Raw genomic sequence first — 22,021 nt, 5'->3', positions numbered from 1 at the left:
GTTTTCGGTTTGTTGATTGTCAATTTAAACGAAATGTCTTCACGGAGTTAAAACTCTTATTTTTATTTGAATCGAACGACTAATAAAACGTTAATTTTTTTACTTTTGGTCAAATTCCAACCCGATGAAAACAATGCGATTCCTTCTTTTGTGCTTTTGTTTCCCAATGTATGCACAGTTAACGTGGGCGCCTCTTCCCAACATTACCGTGAATACCAACGGACAACGTTTTGATGATGTGTTTTTTTTAAATGAAACTACCGGTTGGGCTGCCAATGGGTATTATGCCGCGGTGTACAAAACCACGGATGGCGGGCAAAATTGGGTGTTGCAAACCGATAATGCTCTTTTGGGAAGTGATCACTATTTTCGAAATATCGAATTTATAGATGAAAATATTGGATTTTTAGGCACCTTAAATGGTAAGTTTTACCGCACAACCGATGGCGGTATTACGTGGAATTTAGTTTCTATTTCACCCAATCCACAAGCTATTTGCGGCCTTGATGCTGTAGGAACAACGGTGTATGGCTGCGGCGCTTATTTTTCTCCTGCCTACATGATTAAGTCAACCGATAGTGGCCAAACCTGGCAATATACCGATATGGCAACCTATGCCAATGCGTTGGTAGAAGTACTTTTTTTGGATGCACAAACGGGTTTCGCCTGCGGAAATAACGCCGCTGGAGCTTTAATTTTAAAAACCACCGATGGCGGACAATCATGGTCGGTGTTGTACAACGGTACGATTCCCGGCGAATACGTCTGGAAATTACAAGTTTTACCCAATAATCCCAATCAAATCTTTGGCGCAGTGCAATCGTTTGGTCCCCAAAGTGGAAAATTGATTACCTCCAGTGATGGGGGACAAACGTGGACAACGAAAACAGCCCCTGAGACCGGCATTCAAGCGGTGGGTTTTCTCGATGCCAATCACGGTTGGATGGGGGGCTACTCGGCTGGGATTTATGAAACCACCGACGGAGGCGATACCTGGGTGAATACCAATGTGGGTGGAAATTTGAACCGCATTTTTATGGTGAATTCGACCTTAGCTTTTGCTTGCGGCACCACTATTTATAAGCTCTCAGGGAATTTGAGTACTACTACATTGGAAGACCACGAACGGATGCCGTTACAAGTTACTGTGGCTCCCAATCCTATTCGCGATAAGTTGCATCTCACTATCGAATATTTGGGGACCGATCATTTGAACTTAGGATTGTATGATGCCCAAGGCAAATGGTTGAAAACATTGATAGTCGACACGATTCAACACAAAGGACCCAAAGCGTATGTATTTGATTTCCCCTATCCTTCAGGAGTGTATTATATAAATCTGCATACCAATACCGGCCGACAGTCGGTGAAAATTGTAAAATAGGTCATGGATTTAGGGACTTAAATTTTGTCAAAAGCACTATTTTTTGACTGATATTCGGGCCAGTTTTTAACAATTCACTAAATTTGTGGACTTAATTTTGTAAAAAAACGAAGTCTATGTATCGTTCCAAAATAAAAGGCTTAGGCTTTTATGTACCCGATAATGTTGTTACTAATGATGATTTGTCCCAGCGCATGGATACCAACGACGCTTGGATTCAAGAGCGAACAGGGATTCAAGAGCGTCGCCATGTAATTCGTGGCGAAGATACGACCACCTCAATGGGGGTTAAGGCTGCCAAAATAGCGATTGAACGCGCTCAAATTTCAAAAGACGCTATCGATTTTATCATCTTTGCTACTCTTAGTCCCGATTATTACTTTCCAGGACCTGGCGTGCTGGTGCAACGTGATTTGGGACTAAAAACGGTGGGTGCCCTGGATATTCGCAACCAATGTTCTGGATTTGTATATGCCCTTTCCATTGCCGATCAGTACATCAAAACAGGGATGTACCAAAACATTTTAATCATCGGTTCCGAATTGCATTCCCATGGGTTAGACATGACCACACGCGGGCGCGGTGTTTCTGTGATTTTTGGGGATGGGGCAGGAGCGGCAATCATCAGTCGTGAAACCGATATGCAAAAAGGAATTCTTTCGACCCATTTGCATTCAGAGGGACAACACGCCGAAGAGTTGGCCTTGATTGCACCCGGAATGGGACAGCGTTGGGTGACCGATATCATTCGCGATAATGATCCCAATGATGAATCGTATTTCCCGTATATGAATGGCCAATTTGTGTTTAAAAATGCCGTAGTACGTTTTACAGAGGTCATAAACGAAGGTTTGGAAGCCAATGATTTGCAGGTTTCCGACATCAATATGTTGATTCCACATCAAGCGAATTTGCGCATTGCTCAGTTTATACAACAAAAGTTTCGCTTACAAGACGATCAAGTTTATAACAACATCATGAAGTATGGCAATACCACCGCTGCTTCGATTCCAATTGCATTGACGGAAGCTTGGGAGCAAGGAAAAATCAAAGAGGGTGATTTAGTTGTTTTGGCTGCTTTTGGTAGTGGTTTTACTTGGGGAAGTGCCATTATTCGATGGTAATTTTTTTCAATTTTATAAAAAAAAAGCCCGACTTTATATCGGGCTTTTTCATGTACAAACGTAATTACTTTCCTTTTTATTTGGGGCAAAAAGGAGTTATCGTTTCAAAGCAAAATGCGCTCTAAATTCTTTTTCTTGGCCATCTTTCTGATAGGTTATAGAGAACCAATAATCATCTGAAGGCATAAGCGTATTGTTATACGTACCATCCCATCCCGATCCCGATGGTCTGATTTTAGTAAGTACTTTTCCATAACGGTCATAAATGTAGATGTAAGCTACTTCTTGATCCCGTAAGTCACGAATATTCCATGTTTCATTGGCACCGTCACCGTTGGGGGTAAAGAAATGCGGGTAGTTGACAACTACAATTTGCGATACAGTAAGACCACAGCCGTTTTTGTCGCGAACGGTCAAGGTGTGGAAGCCACTCATTACATTGTAAAATATCGGGCTGTCTTGAAATTCACCGTTATTCAATTGGTACTCATATTCACCGCTACCTTGCGCATTAACCGTCAATGTTTGCGAATCTGCAAAATCTTCACTTACCGTATAGGTTACAATCGCCGGTTCAGACGGTGTTACCGTAACCATGACTTCCTCTGAAGCACATCCTGTGGCATTGTTTGTAGCAATAACACTATATACACCGGGAGCAAGAACGGTATACATGGCACCTGTTCCCACTTGATTGCCCGCTTCATTATACCAACGAATGGTGTGTGTGGAAGCCGATAATCCACTGTTTAAGGTGTACGATTGGATAAGCTGGTTGGTTGTGGTGTTATAGCAAATGATACCATCTTGTGGGGTTGGTTCTGGGAGCTTATTGATGATAAATTGAAGCGCACGAACAGCAAAACAATCGGGGGCTAAGGTGTTGCTTACGCGAACATACACAAGGGGAGCGGCGCTTTGCGTTAAAGGAGCCGTATTGCTTTGTGCATCAATCAAAGAGGCGTGATACGTAACCACAAATTCAGGACCGCTTTGGTTCCCCAAAACTGTCGTATTGAATTGCGTTAAATCAAGGCTGAAAACACCATCGTTTGTTCCATCAGTATCACAAAAAGTACGTTGCGTAACTGGAACCACTTGCGCTGTAGGCGCTGGAACGATGGTTACCGTAAACGATGTTTCATCGGTACAATTTGGAGTGTATCCCGATTGACCAAACACATAAATCGTTTGACTTTGCGTAACCACACTGCCCACAGCAATTTGTCCTCCTGTACCGTTGGGACCGTTGAAATAGTTCCCCGTAGGTAATGCAGGTAAAACGTAGCTAGAACAAGACACTACATTGTTCAATTGCGGAACATTATAAATCGTGATAGAAAAACTAGTTTCAGCAAAACAATTGGGTGTTGTGCCTGTTTCAGCATATACATACAAGGTTTGGTTTGTAGTAATTACTGTGCCAGCGGCTACAATATCTCCTCCTTTGTTGGGTTGTGTGTAATAGTTTCCAACGGTTAGCGCTGGCAACGTATACGATTCACAAACAAAAACCGAAGGAATAGTTGGGATTACAGGGGTTTGATTCACCGTAACCACAAAACTACTTTCATTGGTACAATTGATGCGTTCTCCTGATTCTACATAGATATAGATCGTTTGGGAGCTAGTGATGGCAGTGCCGGGCGCTAACTCTTGCCCAGTTCCGTGTTGTCCTCCCGTTTGGGTAAAATATTTGTTGTTACCGGGTAACGCGGGAAGAACATAGGCATCACAAACGGTTACATCGTTTAACTCATGGGCATCAATGGTGAAGATATTGATTGTAAAGCTTGTTTCGCTAGTACATCCATTGCTTTCTGCATAGATGTATAGGGTTTGTGTAGTTTGGATAACATCCCCACCTTGTAATTGTGTGCCCGTTCCATTTGGACCTGTATAGTAATTTCCATGTTCCAAATTGGTAAGTACATAGGCATGACATGCATCAATATCCGAACGTGAGTCAACTTCTGGAAATGGATGAATGGTAACAGGGAAACTTACGTCATTGACACATCCGCCCTCACCATCAAGGTATATGTACATGGTGCGGCTTGTAGTTACTAAGTCTCCAGCAAACATAATATCTCCAGTACCGCCAGGTCCTGTAAAATAATTCCCGTAAGGAAGTTGAGGTAATTCATAGCTTCCACATCCTGCCGCATTTTGGGGTGGATTTAAAGGTGGTAAACTAATCGTAATTGTAAAGTTGTAATTGTCAGTACAGTTGGGTTGGTTTTGGGTTACTGCATAGACATAGATGGTTTGTGTTGTATTAATAACGGTTCCAGCAGGAATTTGTGTTCCTGTACCCATCGGACCGGTATAATAATTTCCAGCCTCCAAAGCAGGTAATGTAAACGAAACACATTCATTAACCGAAGTAGGGAAGTTCATCCCAATCACTACTTGGAAAGAGGACTGACTGGTACAAGTTCCATTGCTAGCATAAATGAATACCGTTTGCGTACTTGTAAGTACTGTACCAGGCGCTAATTGTGTTCCTTGGCCGCCGGGTTCCGTGTAATAGGCACCAAAAGACAAGGGAGGCAAGGTATACGAGGTACAATCATACACATTATCCATCGTGGGTACATCCCCAAAAGGAATAATGGTTACATTAAAAGGCATATCGATTTGACAAAACGGCGGTTCTGTCATCATATAATAGTAATAAATAGTCTGCGAGGTGGTAATAATAGATCCTCCAGGCAGTAATGTCCCACCCCCATTGGGCGCAGTATGATAATTTCCGCGTACCAAAGCCGGTAAGGTGTAACTGTTACAATGCTCCTCATCGGGAATTGATTCATCCGGACGAAGGATAGTAATTGTAAAAAACGTTTGATTCGGACACAAAGGCGGTGTTGGATTACTATTGAAGATGTAAATGGTCGAGTTTTGGTCAATCACATCCCCAGGAAACAATTGCGTTCCTTGTCCATTGGCTTCTGTAAAATATTGCCCATTGGTTAATGCAGGAAGGGTATAATCATCACATGTAATCACATCTTCAAAATCATCGACAGGAGGAATAGGTAATACCACCATATTTACAGGTACAATCGCAAAACATGTGGGGTCGGTAAATACGAATACACGAACATAGCAAGTACCTCCTAATGAACTGACAACACCATTAGCCACAAGATTGGTGTTGTTGGTGGCATCAGTCAAGGTACGGTACACGGCAACACCATAAATGTTTGGATTCTGTCCTCCCAAAACTTGGCTCGAAACTGCTTGACGAATGTTGAAGTTAACAGGACTTCCATTCGGACGGGCACACATTTGAACATCATTGGGCGTGTTGGCTACCGGTGGCGCTGTTAAGAGTAATTGGAATGATTTTACCATGCCACAGCCAGTAACTGGACTCGTTACGCGAACGAATACCGTTTCGTTTCCAGCGCTAACATAACTCGGGCCAATAGGGTTCACATTATTTTGTGCATCGGCTTGCGTGGCAAAATAGGCTACAGTATGCCCTGGAGCTATACCATTGGTAACCCGACTTGTATTGTAATTTAAATTAAAAGTATAAGGACTACTTCCTGTATTGCATTTATACAAATTCACGGGATTCGGGAATACAAAGTTAGCATGAAATTCTACTGTGATTTCATCGGTAACTTCTTGACAAGGGAATGCAATATTAGTATACGTAAGCGCATACGTACCGGGCTGTGTTACCGTTAATGATGGACCAGTTTGTCCTGGGATTACCACACCATTACGACGCCATTGGAATGTGTATTGAGCTGGATTGAGTCCCGAAGTAATGACGGTTGAACCACCCTGACAAACTGCTGTACCACTAGCAACGGTTCGGTTTGGACCCAATACATCTTGTCCAATATTGAAACTATTGGAAGCAATAAAAATAGCCGAATCCGAATTAAAGTCGCCGCGGTCTGCTATGACTAATTTAATTCGATAATTACGTCCAGGTACTAAAGTCGCCGCTGCATTCAACACCGTTGTCTGACCGTTATAGTTAATCGGTGCTGATGCTGCATTGTTACCACCATTGAAACGTCCGAAATATTGCGCATTTACTGAGGGACACCCCGAGTTGTATAGAAAGTCACGAATGGTAACGACCGAAATAGGCGTATTGGTGTTTGGAACAACCGCCAAATTCTGAGTAGTACCCGTTGTTAAATCCGTCAACAAAAAAGCAAAAGCATCTGAAAATTGACACTGGAAATTCCCATACTCTTCAGAAGCAAATAAGAAATCAAAATCGAAATAAGGAGATATAGCCGAAAATTCAAATTCTAACACTGTAGCATTCGTCGAATTCATCGAAATCCCCGACGCAGCCAAAATGGCTTCCAAGTCTGAATCACCCGTCCATGCCACATTTCCTGAGTTTAACAAAACAGTATTAGGACCCGCTGCTTCAACAGCACTTCCTGTAGATAATACAATACCGCTCTGCATCGGGAAATTCGGATTCGTGTTCACAAAATATCCAATACCGTTAACAGATCCAAAATTGGAACCCGTGCGCCAGGAGATATTCTGTGTGGAAATACAAGGAGAATTGATCAAAATGTTATTGACCAATTGCGGTACGGTATACGTACTCGCATCAACAGTGATGGGCTGCGATAAGCCGGCGACACTGATGCACAGTAGCAAAAGGGTTAGTAGTTTTTTCATAGGGGCTTGATTTTGACACAACAAATATGCATTATAATATCGATAAAAAACAAATAAAATCGATGAAATGAATAAAATAATATTAAAAGTAAGAAAAATATTATAATAATTGATTGTTTTGTAAACTTTGTATTCGTAAGTATTGTATTACAATTACTATTCTTTTTATGTGGTATATTTGCCAGCAAAAAAATACCAATGACGATTCAACAACTTTTAACCGCTCCCATTCAACAAGCCTTAGCGCTCCATTTTGACGTAACTCTTGATAAAATTGAATTTCAAGAGACGCGTAAAGAGTTTGAAGGAGACATTACCGTTGTTATTTTTCCTTTTTTAAAACATATCAAGGGCAATCCCGTTCAAATCGGTACGCTCTTGGGGGAATATTTAGTGGCCAATTCACCCGAGGTAACCGCGTTTAATGTGGTTTCTGGTTTTTTGAATTTGTCCATTGCCGATTCCTTTTATACCCAATCCTTTCAAGAAATACGGGAAGACGCCACTTTTGGATTTTCTACCCCCAAAGCGACAGAGGCTGTGATGGTCGAATATTCTTCCCCAAACACCAATAAACCGTTACACCTCGGTCATATTCGCAATAATTTATTAGGTTATGCGGTGGCTGAAATATTGAAAGCTTCGGGAAAAAAAGTATACAAAACCCAAATTATCAATGATCGCGGAATCCATATTTGTAAGTCAATGGTGGCTTGGCAAAAATTTGGAAATGGCGAGACACCCGAAACAACCGGTATTAAAGGCGATAAACTCGTGGGCAACTATTATGTCGCTTTTGATAAAGCGTACAAATCTGAAATTGAAAAGGCAGTAGCGCAAGGTGTTGCTGAAGAGGAAGCCAAAAAAACAGCGCCAATCTTACTTGAAGCTCAAGAAATGCTGCGCCAATGGGAAGCGGGTAATCCCGAAGTAGTCGCTCTTTGGAAGACGATGAATAAGTGGGTTTATGATGGTTTTAATACCACTTATACCAATTTAGGGGTTGATTTCGATAGTTATTATTATGAAAGTAATACCTATTTGCTCGGAAAGGAAGTGGTGCAATTAGGTTTGGACAAAGGAATCTTCGAACGCGATCCCGATGGTTCTGTATGGATTGATTTGACCGCCGATGGCCTCGATCGAAAGATTGTTTTGCGCTCCGACGGTACGGCTGTTTATATGACACAAGATATTGGTACGGCCATTCAACGGGTAAAGGATTACCCCGATGTAAAGGGCATGGTCTATACCGTAGGCAATGAACAGGATTATCATTTTAAAGTGTTGTTTTTAATCCTTAAAAAATTGGGCTTCGCATGGGCCGAACACTTGTATCATTTATCCTATGGAATGGTAGAATTGCCTTCCGGTAAAATGAAATCCCGCGAAGGAACTGTTGTTGACGCCGATGATTTAATGCACGATATGACCCAAACCGCGGGTAAAATTGCGGCTGAATTGGGAAAACTTGACGGATATTCAGAAGCCGAAAAGCAAGAGTTGTATCGAATTATCGGATTAGGAGCTTTGAAGTATTATATTTTAAAAGTCGATCCAAAGAAACAAATTCTATTCAATCCTGAAGAATCGGTTGACTTTAATGGCAATACGGGTCCCTTTATTCAATATACCTATGCGCGAATACAGTCGATTTTACGAAAAGCCGATTTTGACTACAAAAATCCAGTTCTCGTGGCCTTGCATCCCAAAGAAAAAGCGTTGTTGAAGCAGCTTTTCCAATTTCCCGCGGTCATTCAAGATGCTGCGCGTAACCACAGTCCAGCTTTAGTGGCCAATTATACCTACGAGTTGGTCAAAGAATACAATTCGTTTTACCAATCGGTTTCTATTTTGGGAGAAGAGGAGGAAGATAAAAAAGTGTTTCGCGTGCAACTCTCTGCCAAAGTTGCCCAAACCATTCAAAACGCATTTCAACTCCTGGGAATTCAAGTTCCGGAACGTATGTAAAAAAAGAAATCCGATGTATGTCGGATTTTTTTATAGCGTATAGCGCACAAAAACATTGACCGTTCGTGCCAAGGAAAAGGTATCAATTTGCTCCAACGATTGTGCATTGGTATTGATTCTGAAAAATTGGTTGATACGATTTTGTGTATTCGTCAAATTAATCACCGAAGCGCCTAGTGTTAGTATATGTTTTTGAAACGTAAAGGCATAACTCCCCGATGCATTCAACTGAAAAAACTCGGGCAAGCGGTCGCTATTGGGCGATTGAAAATTGACAAAACTGTTCCCCGCTTGGGGGTCAAAAAGAATGCTTGGTTGGCTGGGTAAAGTAGTCGGACGGCCGCTAAACCATTTTCCCCCGAGTGTGATTTTGAGCGATTTGTTAACATACCCAATACCCGAAGCGATATGATGACGAATTTCATTGTTGTTTGGGAACTCACTTTCAGGGCGTAATCCCTTAAAAGTGTAAGTGTTGTGATTATAGCTGTAGGTAATCCAACTCACCCAATTTTCCCATTTTTTTTGTAAAAGGATTTCCGCACCATACACCAAAAAATCGCCATTAAAGTCCAAATTTTCATATTGATTTTGGAAATCTTGACTACGGCCTGTAATGCCAGTTACTTTTTTAGCAAAAAGTTCCGTGCCCCAAAGCCATCCGTTGCTTTTAAAGGTAATTCCAGTAGACAGTTGTCGACTTTGTAATATCGGCCGGTCCTCGTTATTACTGAAAATCCATCGCCGGCGCTCAATGCCCAAAAAATCTTGCTGACGGTCGACAATCTTACTCACCGTTTGACTTTTCATTTCCCCTGCCCATTCCCATTCCCACGCAGGATGAAATTGCCAAGTTGCTTTAAAACGCGGCTCAGTCAGCCAAACACCCCAACGTTCATAAAAGTTTTGTCGTAGGCCGCCACTCAACTTAAAAGCATTTCGTTGCCAATTAACATTTGCAATCAAGGCATGATTTTGCAATACATTCACTTCATTGCGATCCACAAACGGACTGTTTACACGGCTGATGTTTTGATTACTGATAGCGTCCCATTGATAGCCAGCGTCCAACGTAATTTCGGGTGTCCATGTGTAGGTTTGACGCCATTCAAGTCCCAAATGGTTAATATCGTTTCGTATAAAAGTGGTTTGATTAGAAAACAGCGCCTCATTGGATGCATAGAGTTCGTGTCGGGTAAAAAAGGCTTTGATTGCACTGTTTGTTTTTGCATTCCAAGCCACAGTACCATTGATCACGCCCCCAAAAGTTTCTTGATCCAAACCGTTATCCTTTTCAATAAGAAGGGTGTTTTCTTGACGTGATTGTTTAAAATTAAGTTGATTGGACATGGTGATAAAATCAAACGTTAAGGTCGTTTTAGTCCCTATTTTTTGTGCATATTGCCCCGTAAAATCAAAAAAGTAAAAGTTGGATTCCGTGGTGTAATTCGTGGTAGCCACTTGCCCCAAATCGGTTACAACTGTATTTTGAAATACCCTATCATAGTAGTTTTGATACGTTGGGGTATTCAATACGTCGGTAATGGCGCGACGTGCACTTAAGGCCAAACGTGCTTTTTTGGAGAATCGGTGGCGAAAGGTTGCATCGACATTGATGAGGTTGGCTCCCAATTCCAAAGGAGGTGATTTCTCCGTGTCATCCAAGGTGGAAAGACTCACAACGCCTGAAACACTTTCCCCAAAAAAAGGTGAGGTGCCATTTTTAGCAATAGTGATTTTGTGCGTTAGATTTGGATTAATTGCAGAAAGTAATCCAAAAAAATGACTCACTTGATACAACCGCATTCCATTCCATTGAAACAGTATTTGATCTTGGGTTCCCCCGCGAATCGTCAAGTTAGAAAGTGTCTCATCGGCGCTAATTACGCCCGGAATTTGTTTCACCGATTCAAATACATCAGCCTCGGTAAGTCCAGGCAAAAGTCCAAATTGTTTTGGCTTAATTTCATAGCCTGTATCCCATTTTTTTGTCACCCCTTTGGTAAAATAAAATTGGGTGGCAACCTCTTGCAATTGCGTGGGTTTTACGTTGAGGTAAAAAACGGTGCCATGCAATTGGTTTACCTCGGTTAAACGAACGGGGGCATGATTCAAATGTTCAATGGTAATTGCGGTGATCTGTTTTTCTGTCGAATAGACATACCCTTGTTCATCAGAGTAGACAACACTTTCGCTAGGAAAAATCGTAATCCGTGCATTTTCAATGGGTTTTTTCCATTCGTTATCTTTTAAAAACAATTGAAATCTAACTTTTTTCTGGGGATTGTCCGATACCGAAATGTACCGATTGTTCACCTTTGTAAAAGCCAAAAGGGTTTGCCGCGTAATGGCAACGAGTTTGGCATCAAGGGAAAAGGAAGCCGGTGGGGGAACTACTTTTAGTAGGTTAATGTCACTTTCGATGTAACTGAATTCAACACGGTGTTGATTTTCGATATCTTTTAATACGGTGGCCAATAAAGCCGGATCTCCTGACTGAGCAAAAGTGCCCAAACAGGAGATATAGCAAAGTAACAAACATGAAAAGTATCGTAATCGCATTAAGGAGTAGCGTCTAAGGAATAGGTACGGTCATTAATTTTGACCACTTTGAAATGATAAGAATGGGCCAGTAATTGTAAGGCAGCTTCCGAATTATCACCGGGTAATTTTCCAGTAAACAATTCGTTTTTCGGAAACGCTCCAGCTTTGATTGTAAGGTCAAAGTGGCGCTCTAGTTCTGCCAGAACTTCTTGTGGTCTTTCTTTTTCAAAGGCTAATTCCTTAGCAATCCAAGCGGGTTGCAGTGCATTCGTAGTGTGGAAAAATAGGCGCTTTTGTTGGTCATAAGCCAAAGTTTTTCCGGGAGTAAGTATAATTTTTTCGGAGGGAGTAGCCACTTGAACTTTTCCTTCAAAGCAAGTCACTTCCAATCGGTTTCCTCTCACTTTTACATTGAATTGTGTTCCCAAAACCGAAACAGTTCCTTGCGATGTTTTCACCTCAAATCGTTTGCCTTTAGCGACTTTAAAGTACGCTTCGCCTTCAAGAGAAACAAGACGATTGGAATCCCAGTTCCAAGTTTTGTAACTGAGTTCAGAGCCGGCATGCAATTGCACTTCTGAGGCATCGGGTAGTTGAAATGATACGCTTTCTCCTGAACCGGTCATTTCACTTTCTGTACGGGTCATCATATACCCCAAGCTTATACCCAAGAATACGAGCAATAAAGCGGCCCATTGAAGGGTTTGTTTGACGAAAAAGCGACGGACTTTCCCTTTTTGCCGTTGTTGGTTTTGAATGCGAAGTAATAGCGCATCTTCCTCAAATTCAGGAGTGCGCAAGGCGGCGGTGTAGGATTTGATTTTTTCCATCACAGCATAATCCGGATCCTGACGCAATTGCTCCAGTTCCGCATCAGAAACTTGGTCGTCCAACCAAGCTGCCCATTGATATTTTTCTTCTTCTTTCATACTAATTCAAGGATAAAACCGTTATCGTTTAAAAAACCCTACCTAAAATTTGAAATTTTTTTTCGTAATTCTTCCAAGGCCAAATGAATTCGCTTTTCGACGGCTTTGACACTGATATTTAATTCTTCTGCGATTTCGTGGTATTTTTTTCCATCAATGCGATGCATTAAAAAGGCAACCCGTTGCGTTTCGTTTAAATTTTCTATAGCGGATAAGAGTCGGGTTTTAAATTCTTCTTCTTCCATTAAATACTGCGGCGATTCGGAGGTAGCCGAGGAGACATTTGCTTTTTGTGCGTAAGTTAGTACAACTTTCTGATGCGCAATTTGATTCAAATTCAAATTATTGGCCACCGTATATAAAAATGATTTTGCTTTTTCTGGAGTAACTTGCCCACAGTTTTGCCATAATTTGATAAAAGCTTCTTGGGTGCAATCATCTGCTTGCTCAGTATTTCCAAATTTATACAGCAGAAAATTGCGCAAGGCCTTAACATGAGCACGGTAAAAACGTTCAAAAAGGGATTCGTTACAAAGGTTGGCATGCTCCATGAGAAAAAACGATTTGCGGTTAAAAATAAAAAAAATAAAGTATAGGTAGGGAAAATGCAATTATATTTGTTATACCCTAAATTAATTTCATGTTTAAAAAATTACTTTTTTTCGGAATGGTGCTGGCGATGATGAGTTGCGAAAAGGAATCGTTGACTGAAACGACTTCGAATTCCAACTTAACGCAATCGTCCTTATTGACCGGGTTGTTAAAAAGAATCGCTCAAAATCCTACTGCGTTTGACAATGTATTAGACGGTTGTAGCGGTTTCAGTGTCGTATTGCCTGTGACTGTTACCGTTAACGGTACTACGCTTACTGTGGCTTCAGAAAGTGATTTTCAAACCGTACAGAATATTAAAAATGCCTATCCCAACGATAATGATGAGGTGTTTTTTACATATCCTATTCAACTTCGTTTAAAAAATCATCAACTTGTAAGCGTTGGCAGTTACAACCAGTTTGAAGATTTGTATGAGGATTACAGCTCTGATGATTTGTCGGAAATACGTTGTGTGAACATGCAGTTCCCTATCACAATTAATACGTACAATACTGCCAACCAACAAACTCAAGCCTATACTTTGACCAATGATGCTTCTTTATATCAGTTCTTGGCCAGTTTGACCCCCAACCTTCAATACAGCTTAAGTTATCCCCTAACAGTCACCGATGCCAATAACAATCCCCAAACCATAACTTCTAATGTTGGGTTTGAATCGCTAATCGATGCCAACCTTTCGCAATGTGATGTTCCCGTAGGCAACACGCCCCTGTCGTTTACCACCCTACTCACCGACAATATTTGGTATGTATCGAGTTATATCGATGATGATGGTGATGACGAAACGGATGATTTTGAGGAATATACCTTTGATTTTCTTAGTAATTTCGATATTCAAGTTTTTGAAGGCAGTTTGTTTGCCAATGGGTCATGGAATTATTACACCTCAGGTAATATCCAAAAACTAAATTTAAATTTTAGCAATTCCAATTTACAAGATCTAGATCAAGATTGGACCATAGTCGAATATTCCAGCGGGGTGATACGACTTCGGTACATTGACAGCGATAATGACGTAGAATATCTTGTGCTGCGCAAGCTATAGCGAATCTATAAATAAAAAGTGAAGCCTGAATTTGTTCAGGCTTTTTTTTGAATAGCGCCTAAAGAAGCTGATTTGTATTGGCCTTGTTTTTTTTAGAATGAACAAATGTTAAAATAGATGTTTTTTAGTAGGGTAAACGGGAGGTAATTTGTTTTAGTAATAAATCAAATAACTCTTTAAAAAACATTCTTATGAAAACAAGATTTTATGCTTTCTTCGCGATTTTAGTTTTAGTATTACTCGCTTCATGTAGTAATGACAATGAAGGTAAAAGTGATAATCTAGTCCTCAAAGCACGCAGTATTTACAACCAAGGAAAGGTAACTGCAGCCAGTCCAAATGCGGTGGTAAGCCTCACTTCTTTTACCTTTAATTTTAAGGAAATCGAATTTGAATTTGCAGAGAACACCTCCAACGATGATGATGGTTTTTTTGATGATGACGATGAAATCGAATTGAAAGGTCCTTTTGTAGTAAATGTTTTAAACAATACTATAGATATAGCCGCTTTTAATGTGCCTGCAGGGGTTTATGAGGAAGTTGAATTCACCATGAGTCGCAACAAGCAAGTGAACAGTCCTATGTATAATAAATCCGTGCAAATCGAAGGAACAATCAACGGTACTCCTTTTATTTTCTGGCATAATATTGAAGAAGATTTTGAGATTGACTATGAAGATACTGCGCAAAACTTGATCATCGACAATACTACCTCTACGTTGTACCTCAATTTTGACCTGAATGCGGTAGTCAATAGTATCGACTTTAGCGTAGCGACCGATAACGATGGTGATGGGGTGATCGAAATTAATCCCAACGATCAAGATGGCAACCAAAGTTTGGCCAATTTAATCAAAGATCGTATCAAAGATACCATTGAATTAGACGACTAGCGTGTTGTCTACTCACAAGTAACCTAACTATAAATAAATATGAAAAAACTAAAAATCCTTTTGCTGTTGTACCTTGTTTTTCTGGTCAACGTAGCTTCCATGTGTAGTAACGATGATGATAATTCCTCATCCTCTGTAAATCAAACCACGGTAGTCAACACCGTTTCATCAGGCACATGGCGCATTACCTTGTACAACGATTCGGGAACCATCAAAACCAATCAATTTACAGGATACAATTTTACCTTTGGTCCCTCCAATGTGTTGACAGCGACAAATGGAACGCTAACCCACACGGGGATTTGGTCGGTAACCGATTCCAATAGTAATGATGACAGTATGGATGATTTGGATTTTAATATCGCGTTCACGACGCCAGCCAATTTCTTGGAACTCACCGATGATTGGGATATTCAATCCCGAACCGACACCAAAATTGAACTCATCGATGTTAGCGGTGGTAACGGCGGAACCGATTATCTAACCTTTGAAAAAAATTAAGTAGATTACCTACTAATGTGTGTTTTTGTTAGAAACCACTCTCTTCTTTGAGGGTGGTTTTTTGTTTGTTTTCGGCTTGAATGGCATAGGGTTAATTTGTATCTTTGCCATCATTTTTTTAGCAGCAAACTATGTTTCAAAATTTAAGCGACAAACTCGATAAAGCCTTTCATATTTTAAAAGGACACGGTAAAATTACCGAGATCAACGTAGCCGAAACGCTCAAGGAAGTTCGACGTGCACTTCTTGATGCCGACGTGAACTTTAAAATTGCCAAAGACTTTACCACACGAGTCAAAGAAAAAGCATTGGGACAAGACGTATTAACGACCCTGCAACCGGGACAGTTAATGGTCAAAATTGTAAAAGATGAATTAACCGAATTGATGGGCGGTGAGGCTACCGGGATTAACTTGTCGGGTGCGCCTACCGTGATTTTAATGTCGGGTTTACAAGGGTCGGGGAAAACCACGTTCTCTGGGAAGTTGGCCCATTATCTGAAAACGAAAAAAAATAAGAAACCGTTATTGGTGGCGTGTGATATTTACCGTCCTGCGGCAATCAACCAGTTGCATGTGGTGGGGGAACAAATTGGCGTTGAAGTATACTCCGAACCCGAGAATAAAAACCCTGTCGATATTGCTCAAAAAGCCATTCAACACGCCAAATCCAATGGTTACAATGTCGTAATTGTCGATACCGCCGGTCGTTTGGCCATTGATGAGCAAATGATGAATGAGATTGCGCAAGTGCATCAAGCCATCAAACCCCAAGAAACCCTTTTTGTAGTCGATGCGATGACGGGACAAGACGCGGTAAACACCGCCAAGGCCTTCAATGATCGTTTAGATTTTGACGGTGTAATCTTAACCAAACTCGATGGCGATACCCGAGGGGGTGCCGCGTTAACCATTAAATCGGTGGTCAACAAACCCATCAAGTTTATCGGTACGGGCGAAAAAATGGAAGCCCTCGATGTGTTCTATCCTTCGCGGATGGCTGATCGTATTCTAGGAATGGGGGACGTGGTTTCTTTGGTAGAACGCGCCCAAGAACAATATAACGAAGAAGAGGCTCGAAAACTCCAGAAGAAAATAGCCAAAAACGAATTTGGTTTCGATGATTTCTTGGCTCAAATTCAACAAATTAAAAAAATGGGAAGCATGAAAGATCTAGTCGGAATGATTCCCGGTGCTGGAAAAGCCATGAAAGATGTTGAAATTGAAGACGATGCCTTCAAACATATCGAAGCTATAATTTATTCGATGACCCCAAAAGAACGCAGCAAGCCCGCCATCATCGATATGAAACGCAAAACACGAATCGCTAAAGGATCGGGACGAAAAGTCGAAGAAGTCAATCAATTGCTCAAACAGTTTGAACAAATGAGTAAAATGATGAAAATGATGCAAGGTCCCGGAGGGAAAAATCTCATGCGCATGATGGGAGGGATGAAAGGAATGCCCGGAATGCCCGGCGGCGGAATGCGATAACACTTAGCAAGGGTTTGGAGTTCGGAAACGAAACCAAACCCTTTGTCTTTATAACCAATACGAAATACTACTAAACCACAACACCCATGATTATTTTAGACGGAAAAAAAGTTTCTGAAGACATTAAAAATGAAATTACCGCCGAAGTACAAAAGATGCGGGACAACCACGAAAAAGTACCTCATTTGGCGGCGATTATCGTTGGTAATGATGGCGCTAGTTTAACCTATGTCAATAGCAAAGTTAAAGCTTGTGAGCGCGTTGGATTTGAATCTACCCTCATCCGTATGCCCAGCACCACGTCGGAAACTGAGTTGCTGAAAAAAATCAAACAACTGAATGAAGATGAGGCAATCGACGGGTTTATTGTTCAATTGCCATTGCCCAAACAAATTGACACGCAACATATTTTGATGTCTATCGATCCCAGTAAAGATGTTGATGGATTCCACCCTGAAAACTTTGGTAAAATGGCGCTAGATATGACCACTTTCATTCCGGCGACACCTTATGGAATTTTAGAATTGTTAGAACGTTACGACGTACAAACCAAAGGGAAACATACCGTGGTTATCGGACGAAGTCATATTGTAGGTCGTCCTATGAGTATCTTGATGGGACGGAATCATTTTCCGGGCAATTCTACCGTTACCTTGACCCATAGCCACACCAAAAATATCAGTCAAATTACCACGCAAGCCGATATTATCATCACGGCATTGGGCGTACCTAATTTTCTCAAGGCCGAAATGGTTAAAGACGATGTCGTAGTGATTGACGTGGGAATCACCCGTATTCCCGACGACTCTTCACCCAAAGGCTATCGCATTGTAGGCGATGTCGATTTTGAAAATGTTTCCAAAAAAGCCTCCTACATCACGCCTGTTCCTGGCGGGGTGGGCCCCATGACCATTGCCATGTTGTTAAAAAACACCTTGCTGGCACGGGAACAGAAACGGATGAAGTTAGCCTAATGGTACGACCCCCATTACCCAATGATTGTATAGTTATTCAGGCGTTAGCACACGAAATCTGGCCGGAAGCCTATGCCTCCATTTTATCACCAGCGCAGCTCGCCTATATGTTGGATAAATTTTATGCCCTTGAAGCGTTGCAACAGCAAATGGTTGGTGGACAACAGTTTCTACTGTTAGAGGAAGATCATGTAGCCCAAGGGTTTGCAGCCTATCAACTGGATTATACTCCCGGAGTTACCCAATTGCATAAGTTGTATGTTCGTACCGCTCAACAACATAAGGGCTGGGGGAGTACCTTGTTGGAAGCCATCGAACAACGCGCAATCCAATCTGGGCAACATACGCTCCGACTCAATGTGAACCGATTTAACAACGCGCAATTTTTTTACCAAAAAAAAGGATTTCAAACCGTTGAAACCATTGATATTTCCATTGGCGAAGGCTATTTCATGGAAGATTTTGTAATGGAAAAACAGCTTTTGTAATTAGTAGCTCTTGCAAAAACGAACCGTAGCGGTAGTTTCACCCTCCAAACGTAACAAATACGTTCCATTGGCAAGAGCTGTAGTATCAATTTGACGATTCACCACCGGAAGCACCGCCAATTGACGTCCCGCAAAATCAAAAACCGTAGCGGTGGTAAACTGATCATCATTCAAAAACAATACCCCTTTCGTTGGATTCGGGTATAGCGAAGGCAAAGCGTTTGCAGTTGGAAGACTCAGTGCTTGTACTGTAGTTATGAACGTATTTGTAATGATTGGCGCATTGTAATCAAAATAAATCGCTGCGGTATTACTGAATACATCTCCCAAAGTTAGGGTCGGTTGGGTTTTGATTTTAAATAATATATAACCATCATTCGAGGCATCGTCAAAAGGTAAATTGATGTTTTCAAATATAAAATCAACCGTTTGATTGGGATACACGCGCATTTCATATGGATGGCTTGCATCAAGCGCAACAATACTACTGAGGTTCAATTTGGAAGCATCAATCGCATCATGAATGACGACATGCCGGGCATTTGCCGTTCCTAAGTTTTCAAACCGAATCAAATAATGAATGTAATCGCCCACTTTATCGGGTGTGATGCTCGTTCCCTCTAAACAAATTTTATTATTGGGGTCCATCGAATTGACCACAGTCTGCTTCAAGGTAAACGTATTGTCCAAGGGCGCTGCATCGGTAAAGCCACTTACTTGTGCTGTAAACGCCAACACATCGCCCGAAACTAGCGGCGGATTATCCAAGGGAGAATTCAGGGCAAGCGTAACAGTGTAACTTGAACTTATTCCCGGTGCAATGGCATCAAAGGACCATAGAAGTTGGCCACTAACTTCGGTGTTGGCTTCAGGAAAACTTGAAATCACGTGACTAATATTGGTGTCGTAATTCCAAACTACACTACCCGAAATAGCGGTCGTTCCTTTGTTTTTACAGGTAATCTTATACCGACTCGAATATCCGGCAAAAGCCTCATCCAATGGGGTGATAAACACTTCCATATCGGCATGATTGCCATTGGGCGTCACACAAAAATCAGTCGTGAATGGGGAAACGTTCGTCGGAAAATGAACTTGTACATTCGTTGGATTCACCGAAAAATAATGGGGATTTTCCAACACAGGGGCATACGAATAACTCCCCGCAACCAAGCCTATGTTGTAGCCTCCCGAAACTGAAGGCTGTACCCATTGCGTGTTCCCCGACCCGGTGAGGGCTATTTTGTAAGAGGTAAAGGATGCATCCGTAGGTTGACATCCGTCATTTTGCGTATCCAATCGCAACGTGCCTTTTAAGGCATACGACATTCCACCGGGAATAAATGTACAATAACTGTTTACTTCACAGCTTGTGCTGCCCGAGTTGAGGGCTACTTGATACAGTGCCGATGCGCGTTCCAACGTAGATTCGTCAGTACATATGTAGTGCAACTGTGGGGTGTTGTTCAATTGCAAACCACTTTCGAAACTGCCGTTTTTTAAATTAACTTGGATAAGTAATAGATTGTGACTCACATCCAAAAACACCAAATTGCGATACGTCGACACGTCCAAATTCGTTAAAAAAGTATGCGAAAGCGTCAATTGCGAAAGTGCAGAAGCTCCATTTAAGGACAGCGAAGTTAAGGGGTTGTTCCGTAAATTCACCCAGGAGAGAGCTGCCAACCCATAGCCAGAAACTTCCGTCAGTTGATTGAAGGAAGCGTCTATAAATACAAGCGGTGCATTGGAGGGCAACGACAACGACTGCAATTGGGTATTGCGACAATCCAACCATTGTAATTGTAACGCCGTGGCTAACGATAAATTTTCTAAGGGATTGTTGCGGCATCCCAATTGGGTGAGTAAGGCCATCGACGCTTCCGGTATAACGGTAATGGCATTGTCTTGGCAGAATAAAACCCGGAGTTGACTAAAGGAATCCAATCCCTCAAGCGACATAATTTTGGATGAAAAAGGACTGTTGGTATTATTGATATCCAACTGATATACTGCTGCGGCTTCACTAACTTCAATCGCACCGTTATGGTTGGTGTCGATAGTTATAGCCACCCCGTTTTGATTTTTTGCAATACTGTTTTGTGGAGAAGCTTGGAGTAATTTAGATTTAAAATTGACGTCAGGAATAACTAGGGTCTGAGCCCAGACCACAACAGGAAGCAGTGTTAGAAAAGCAAGGTATGCTCTTTTCATCCGTACTAAAGGGTGTTATTCTTGTTTCGTCGTATTTCAAAAGTAGCATTTATTTTTCAATTATACATTTATTTCGTTAAAAACGAAGGAATTAATCGAGCAAATACTTCATTTGGCGCTAAAATAATAAACCCCGAAAGGATCGGGGTTCACATTACACTGCAATTTATAAAGGTTGGATAAGGAACAATAGTAAACCGATTCGGGTCCAGCCGCCCCCGCTTTCCTCAGCGAAGGGGACAAAATGTACGCGCAGTTGCGACTAAACCATCGTTGAATCAGTAGTCAGAACAATACAATACCTTATTTTCATGTTTGTTTTGTATCGTTTTTTCTAAAGGCGAATAATTAGATGAATAACACAGTACGAATGTACATAAAAAGAAATTCTACACCAAGCGCTACTGAGTACACACCCCAAACCCCCGATTAAAAACCCCTTTTCCACGAGGATTGCAATTCATAACCAATCTAAATCGGTTGGTTGTTTTTGATGAACGATTGTCGATTTTGAAAAGTTACTGTATACCTTGTATTATAGACTAATTCCCAATCCTTCTGAGTTTGATAGGCATCAAAGTGATTGGACATGTTTAGGCAAGTTATCTATATCAAATTACCATCATTATTTTATAGTTTCATTTATAGCCACTAAACAGTCCATTTTTCTACCTTTTAACATTCATACTTTCTTCATACTTTATCCATGCTTTTGCCTAGCCTTTGCTATTTAGGAGCGGTGTGGTTATATTATTTTTTTTCTTTACAAAATAAACGTCACACCACCAAACAAAAACCAAGGTATTTTTCCTGAAGAACGTAGGTATTTTTCCTTAGTCAAAATAGGATTTTTCCTTTTCTAAAAATTTTGTGAAATGATTTCCCTGTTTTAGTTTTGAAAAAGCAATTCGAAATAACATATCGGTAGTTTATTTGGTACATGCCTTGGGATGATTTGTTGTAGACTTGTGAAAACTTAACAAAATGTACACTTTTTGTATACCTACGGGGAATGTTGAAGTAGTACTTTTAGGTCAAGGAAAAGCGCGTGTGTAGATGTAAAGGATTTCCTTCAAGCCTACGATTTTGGATTAACCCTTTAGTTCTATAGTTATGCGCACACTCTTTTGGTTCGGCCTTTGTGTCGGCTGTATGCTTTTTGCTCCTGGGATTCA

14 protein-coding genes are annotated in these 22,021 nt (G+C 41.2%); 9 read left to right on the top strand and 5 right to left on the bottom strand.

Annotation, left to right across the window (positions count from 1 at the left end):
• Positions 1–124 precede the first annotated feature (124 nt).
• Entirely contained in the window at positions 125–1,384 is a 1,260-nt protein-coding gene (locus O9316_RS08005; RefSeq protein WP_298205212.1) for a T9SS type A sorting domain-containing protein, read from the top strand.
• A gap of 116 nt (positions 1,385–1,500) precedes the next feature.
• Positions 1,501–2,508, top strand: a complete 1,008-nt coding sequence (locus O9316_RS08000) for a 3-oxoacyl-ACP synthase III family protein (protein WP_298205211.1) — start codon at positions 1,501–1,503, stop codon at positions 2,506–2,508.
• 96 nt (positions 2,509–2,604) lie between these two features.
• On the opposite strand, the gene O9316_RS07995 is transcribed toward O9316_RS08000, so the two are convergent.
• Positions 2,605–7,179, bottom strand: coding sequence for a T9SS type B sorting domain-containing protein (locus O9316_RS07995; RefSeq protein WP_298205210.1), 4,575 nt, complete (start codon positions 7,177–7,179; stop codon positions 2,605–2,607).
• Between the two features lie 198 nt (positions 7,180–7,377).
• On the opposite strand from O9316_RS07995, the gene argS reads away from it, so the two are divergent.
• Complete coding sequence (gene argS, locus O9316_RS07990; protein WP_298205209.1) at positions 7,378–9,150, top strand: arginine--tRNA ligase; 1,773 nt, start codon at positions 7,378–7,380, stop codon at positions 9,148–9,150.
• Positions 9,151–9,180: 30 nt separating this feature from the next.
• Here argS and O9316_RS07985 read toward each other — a convergent pair whose 3' ends face one another.
• Genes O9316_RS07985 through O9316_RS07975 form a run of 3 tightly spaced genes read right to left on the bottom strand, consistent with a single transcriptional unit; the run spans position 9,181 to position 13,174 of the window.
• Entirely contained in the window at positions 9,181–11,664 is a 2,484-nt protein-coding gene (locus O9316_RS07985) for a TonB-dependent receptor plug domain-containing protein (protein WP_298205208.1), read from the bottom strand.
• A 47-nt stretch (positions 11,665–11,711) separates the two neighbouring features.
• On the bottom strand, positions 11,712–12,623 hold the full coding sequence (locus tag O9316_RS07980) for a FecR family protein (protein ID WP_298205207.1): 912 nt from the start codon (positions 12,621–12,623) through the stop codon (positions 11,712–11,714).
• 38 nt (positions 12,624–12,661) lie between these two features.
• The gene (locus O9316_RS07975) at positions 12,662–13,174 is read right to left on the bottom strand and encodes a sigma-70 family RNA polymerase sigma factor (protein WP_298205206.1); all 513 of its coding nucleotides are present in this window, start codon (positions 13,172–13,174) and stop codon (positions 12,662–12,664) included.
• Positions 13,175–13,263: 89 nt separating this feature from the next.
• Here O9316_RS07975 and O9316_RS07970 point away from each other — a divergent pair, with 89 nt between their 5' ends.
• The 6 genes from O9316_RS07970 to O9316_RS07945 all read left to right on the top strand — a co-directional run bounded on the left by O9316_RS07970 (position 13,264) and on the right by O9316_RS07945 (position 18,632).
• On the top strand, positions 13,264–14,283 hold the full coding sequence (locus O9316_RS07970; RefSeq protein WP_298205205.1) for a hypothetical protein: 1,020 nt from the start codon (positions 13,264–13,266) through the stop codon (positions 14,281–14,283).
• 191 nt (positions 14,284–14,474) lie between these two features.
• Positions 14,475–15,176 (top strand): hypothetical protein, encoded by a 702-nt coding sequence (locus O9316_RS07965; RefSeq protein WP_298205204.1) that lies wholly within the window; start codon positions 14,475–14,477, stop codon positions 15,174–15,176.
• A gap of 39 nt (positions 15,177–15,215) precedes the next feature.
• A complete protein-coding gene (locus O9316_RS07960) occupies positions 15,216–15,677 on the top strand; it encodes a hypothetical protein (RefSeq protein ID WP_298205203.1) in 462 nt (153 codons plus the stop codon).
• A gap of 131 nt (positions 15,678–15,808) precedes the next feature.
• The gene (ffh, locus tag O9316_RS07955) at positions 15,809–17,170 is read left to right on the top strand and encodes a signal recognition particle protein (RefSeq protein WP_073363642.1); all 1,362 of its coding nucleotides are present in this window, start codon (positions 15,809–15,811) and stop codon (positions 17,168–17,170) included.
• Positions 17,171–17,256: 86 nt separating this feature from the next.
• Positions 17,257–18,144, top strand: a complete 888-nt coding sequence (gene folD, locus O9316_RS07950; protein WP_298205202.1) for a bifunctional methylenetetrahydrofolate dehydrogenase/methenyltetrahydrofolate cyclohydrolase FolD — start codon at positions 17,257–17,259, stop codon at positions 18,142–18,144.
• Positions 18,144–18,632: an N-acetyltransferase gene (locus O9316_RS07945; RefSeq protein ID WP_298205201.1), complete on the top strand. Its 489-nt coding sequence runs from the start codon at positions 18,144–18,146 to the stop codon at positions 18,630–18,632. Before folD ends, O9316_RS07945 begins: the two co-directional genes overlap by 1 nt.
• Here O9316_RS07945 and O9316_RS07940 read toward each other — a convergent pair whose 3' ends face one another.
• Complete coding sequence (locus O9316_RS07940) at positions 18,633–20,846, bottom strand: T9SS type A sorting domain-containing protein (RefSeq protein WP_298205200.1); 2,214 nt, start codon at positions 20,844–20,846, stop codon at positions 18,633–18,635.
• Positions 20,847–22,021: the final 1,175 nt, after the last annotated feature.

This window comes from Flavobacterium sp., from assembly GCF_027533505.1.
Taxonomy (GTDB): Bacteria; Bacteroidota; Bacteroidia; order Flavobacteriales; family Flavobacteriaceae; genus Flavobacterium.
Note: the sequence above shows the minus strand (reverse complement) of the source record. Positions and strands in the feature narration are given on the sequence as shown.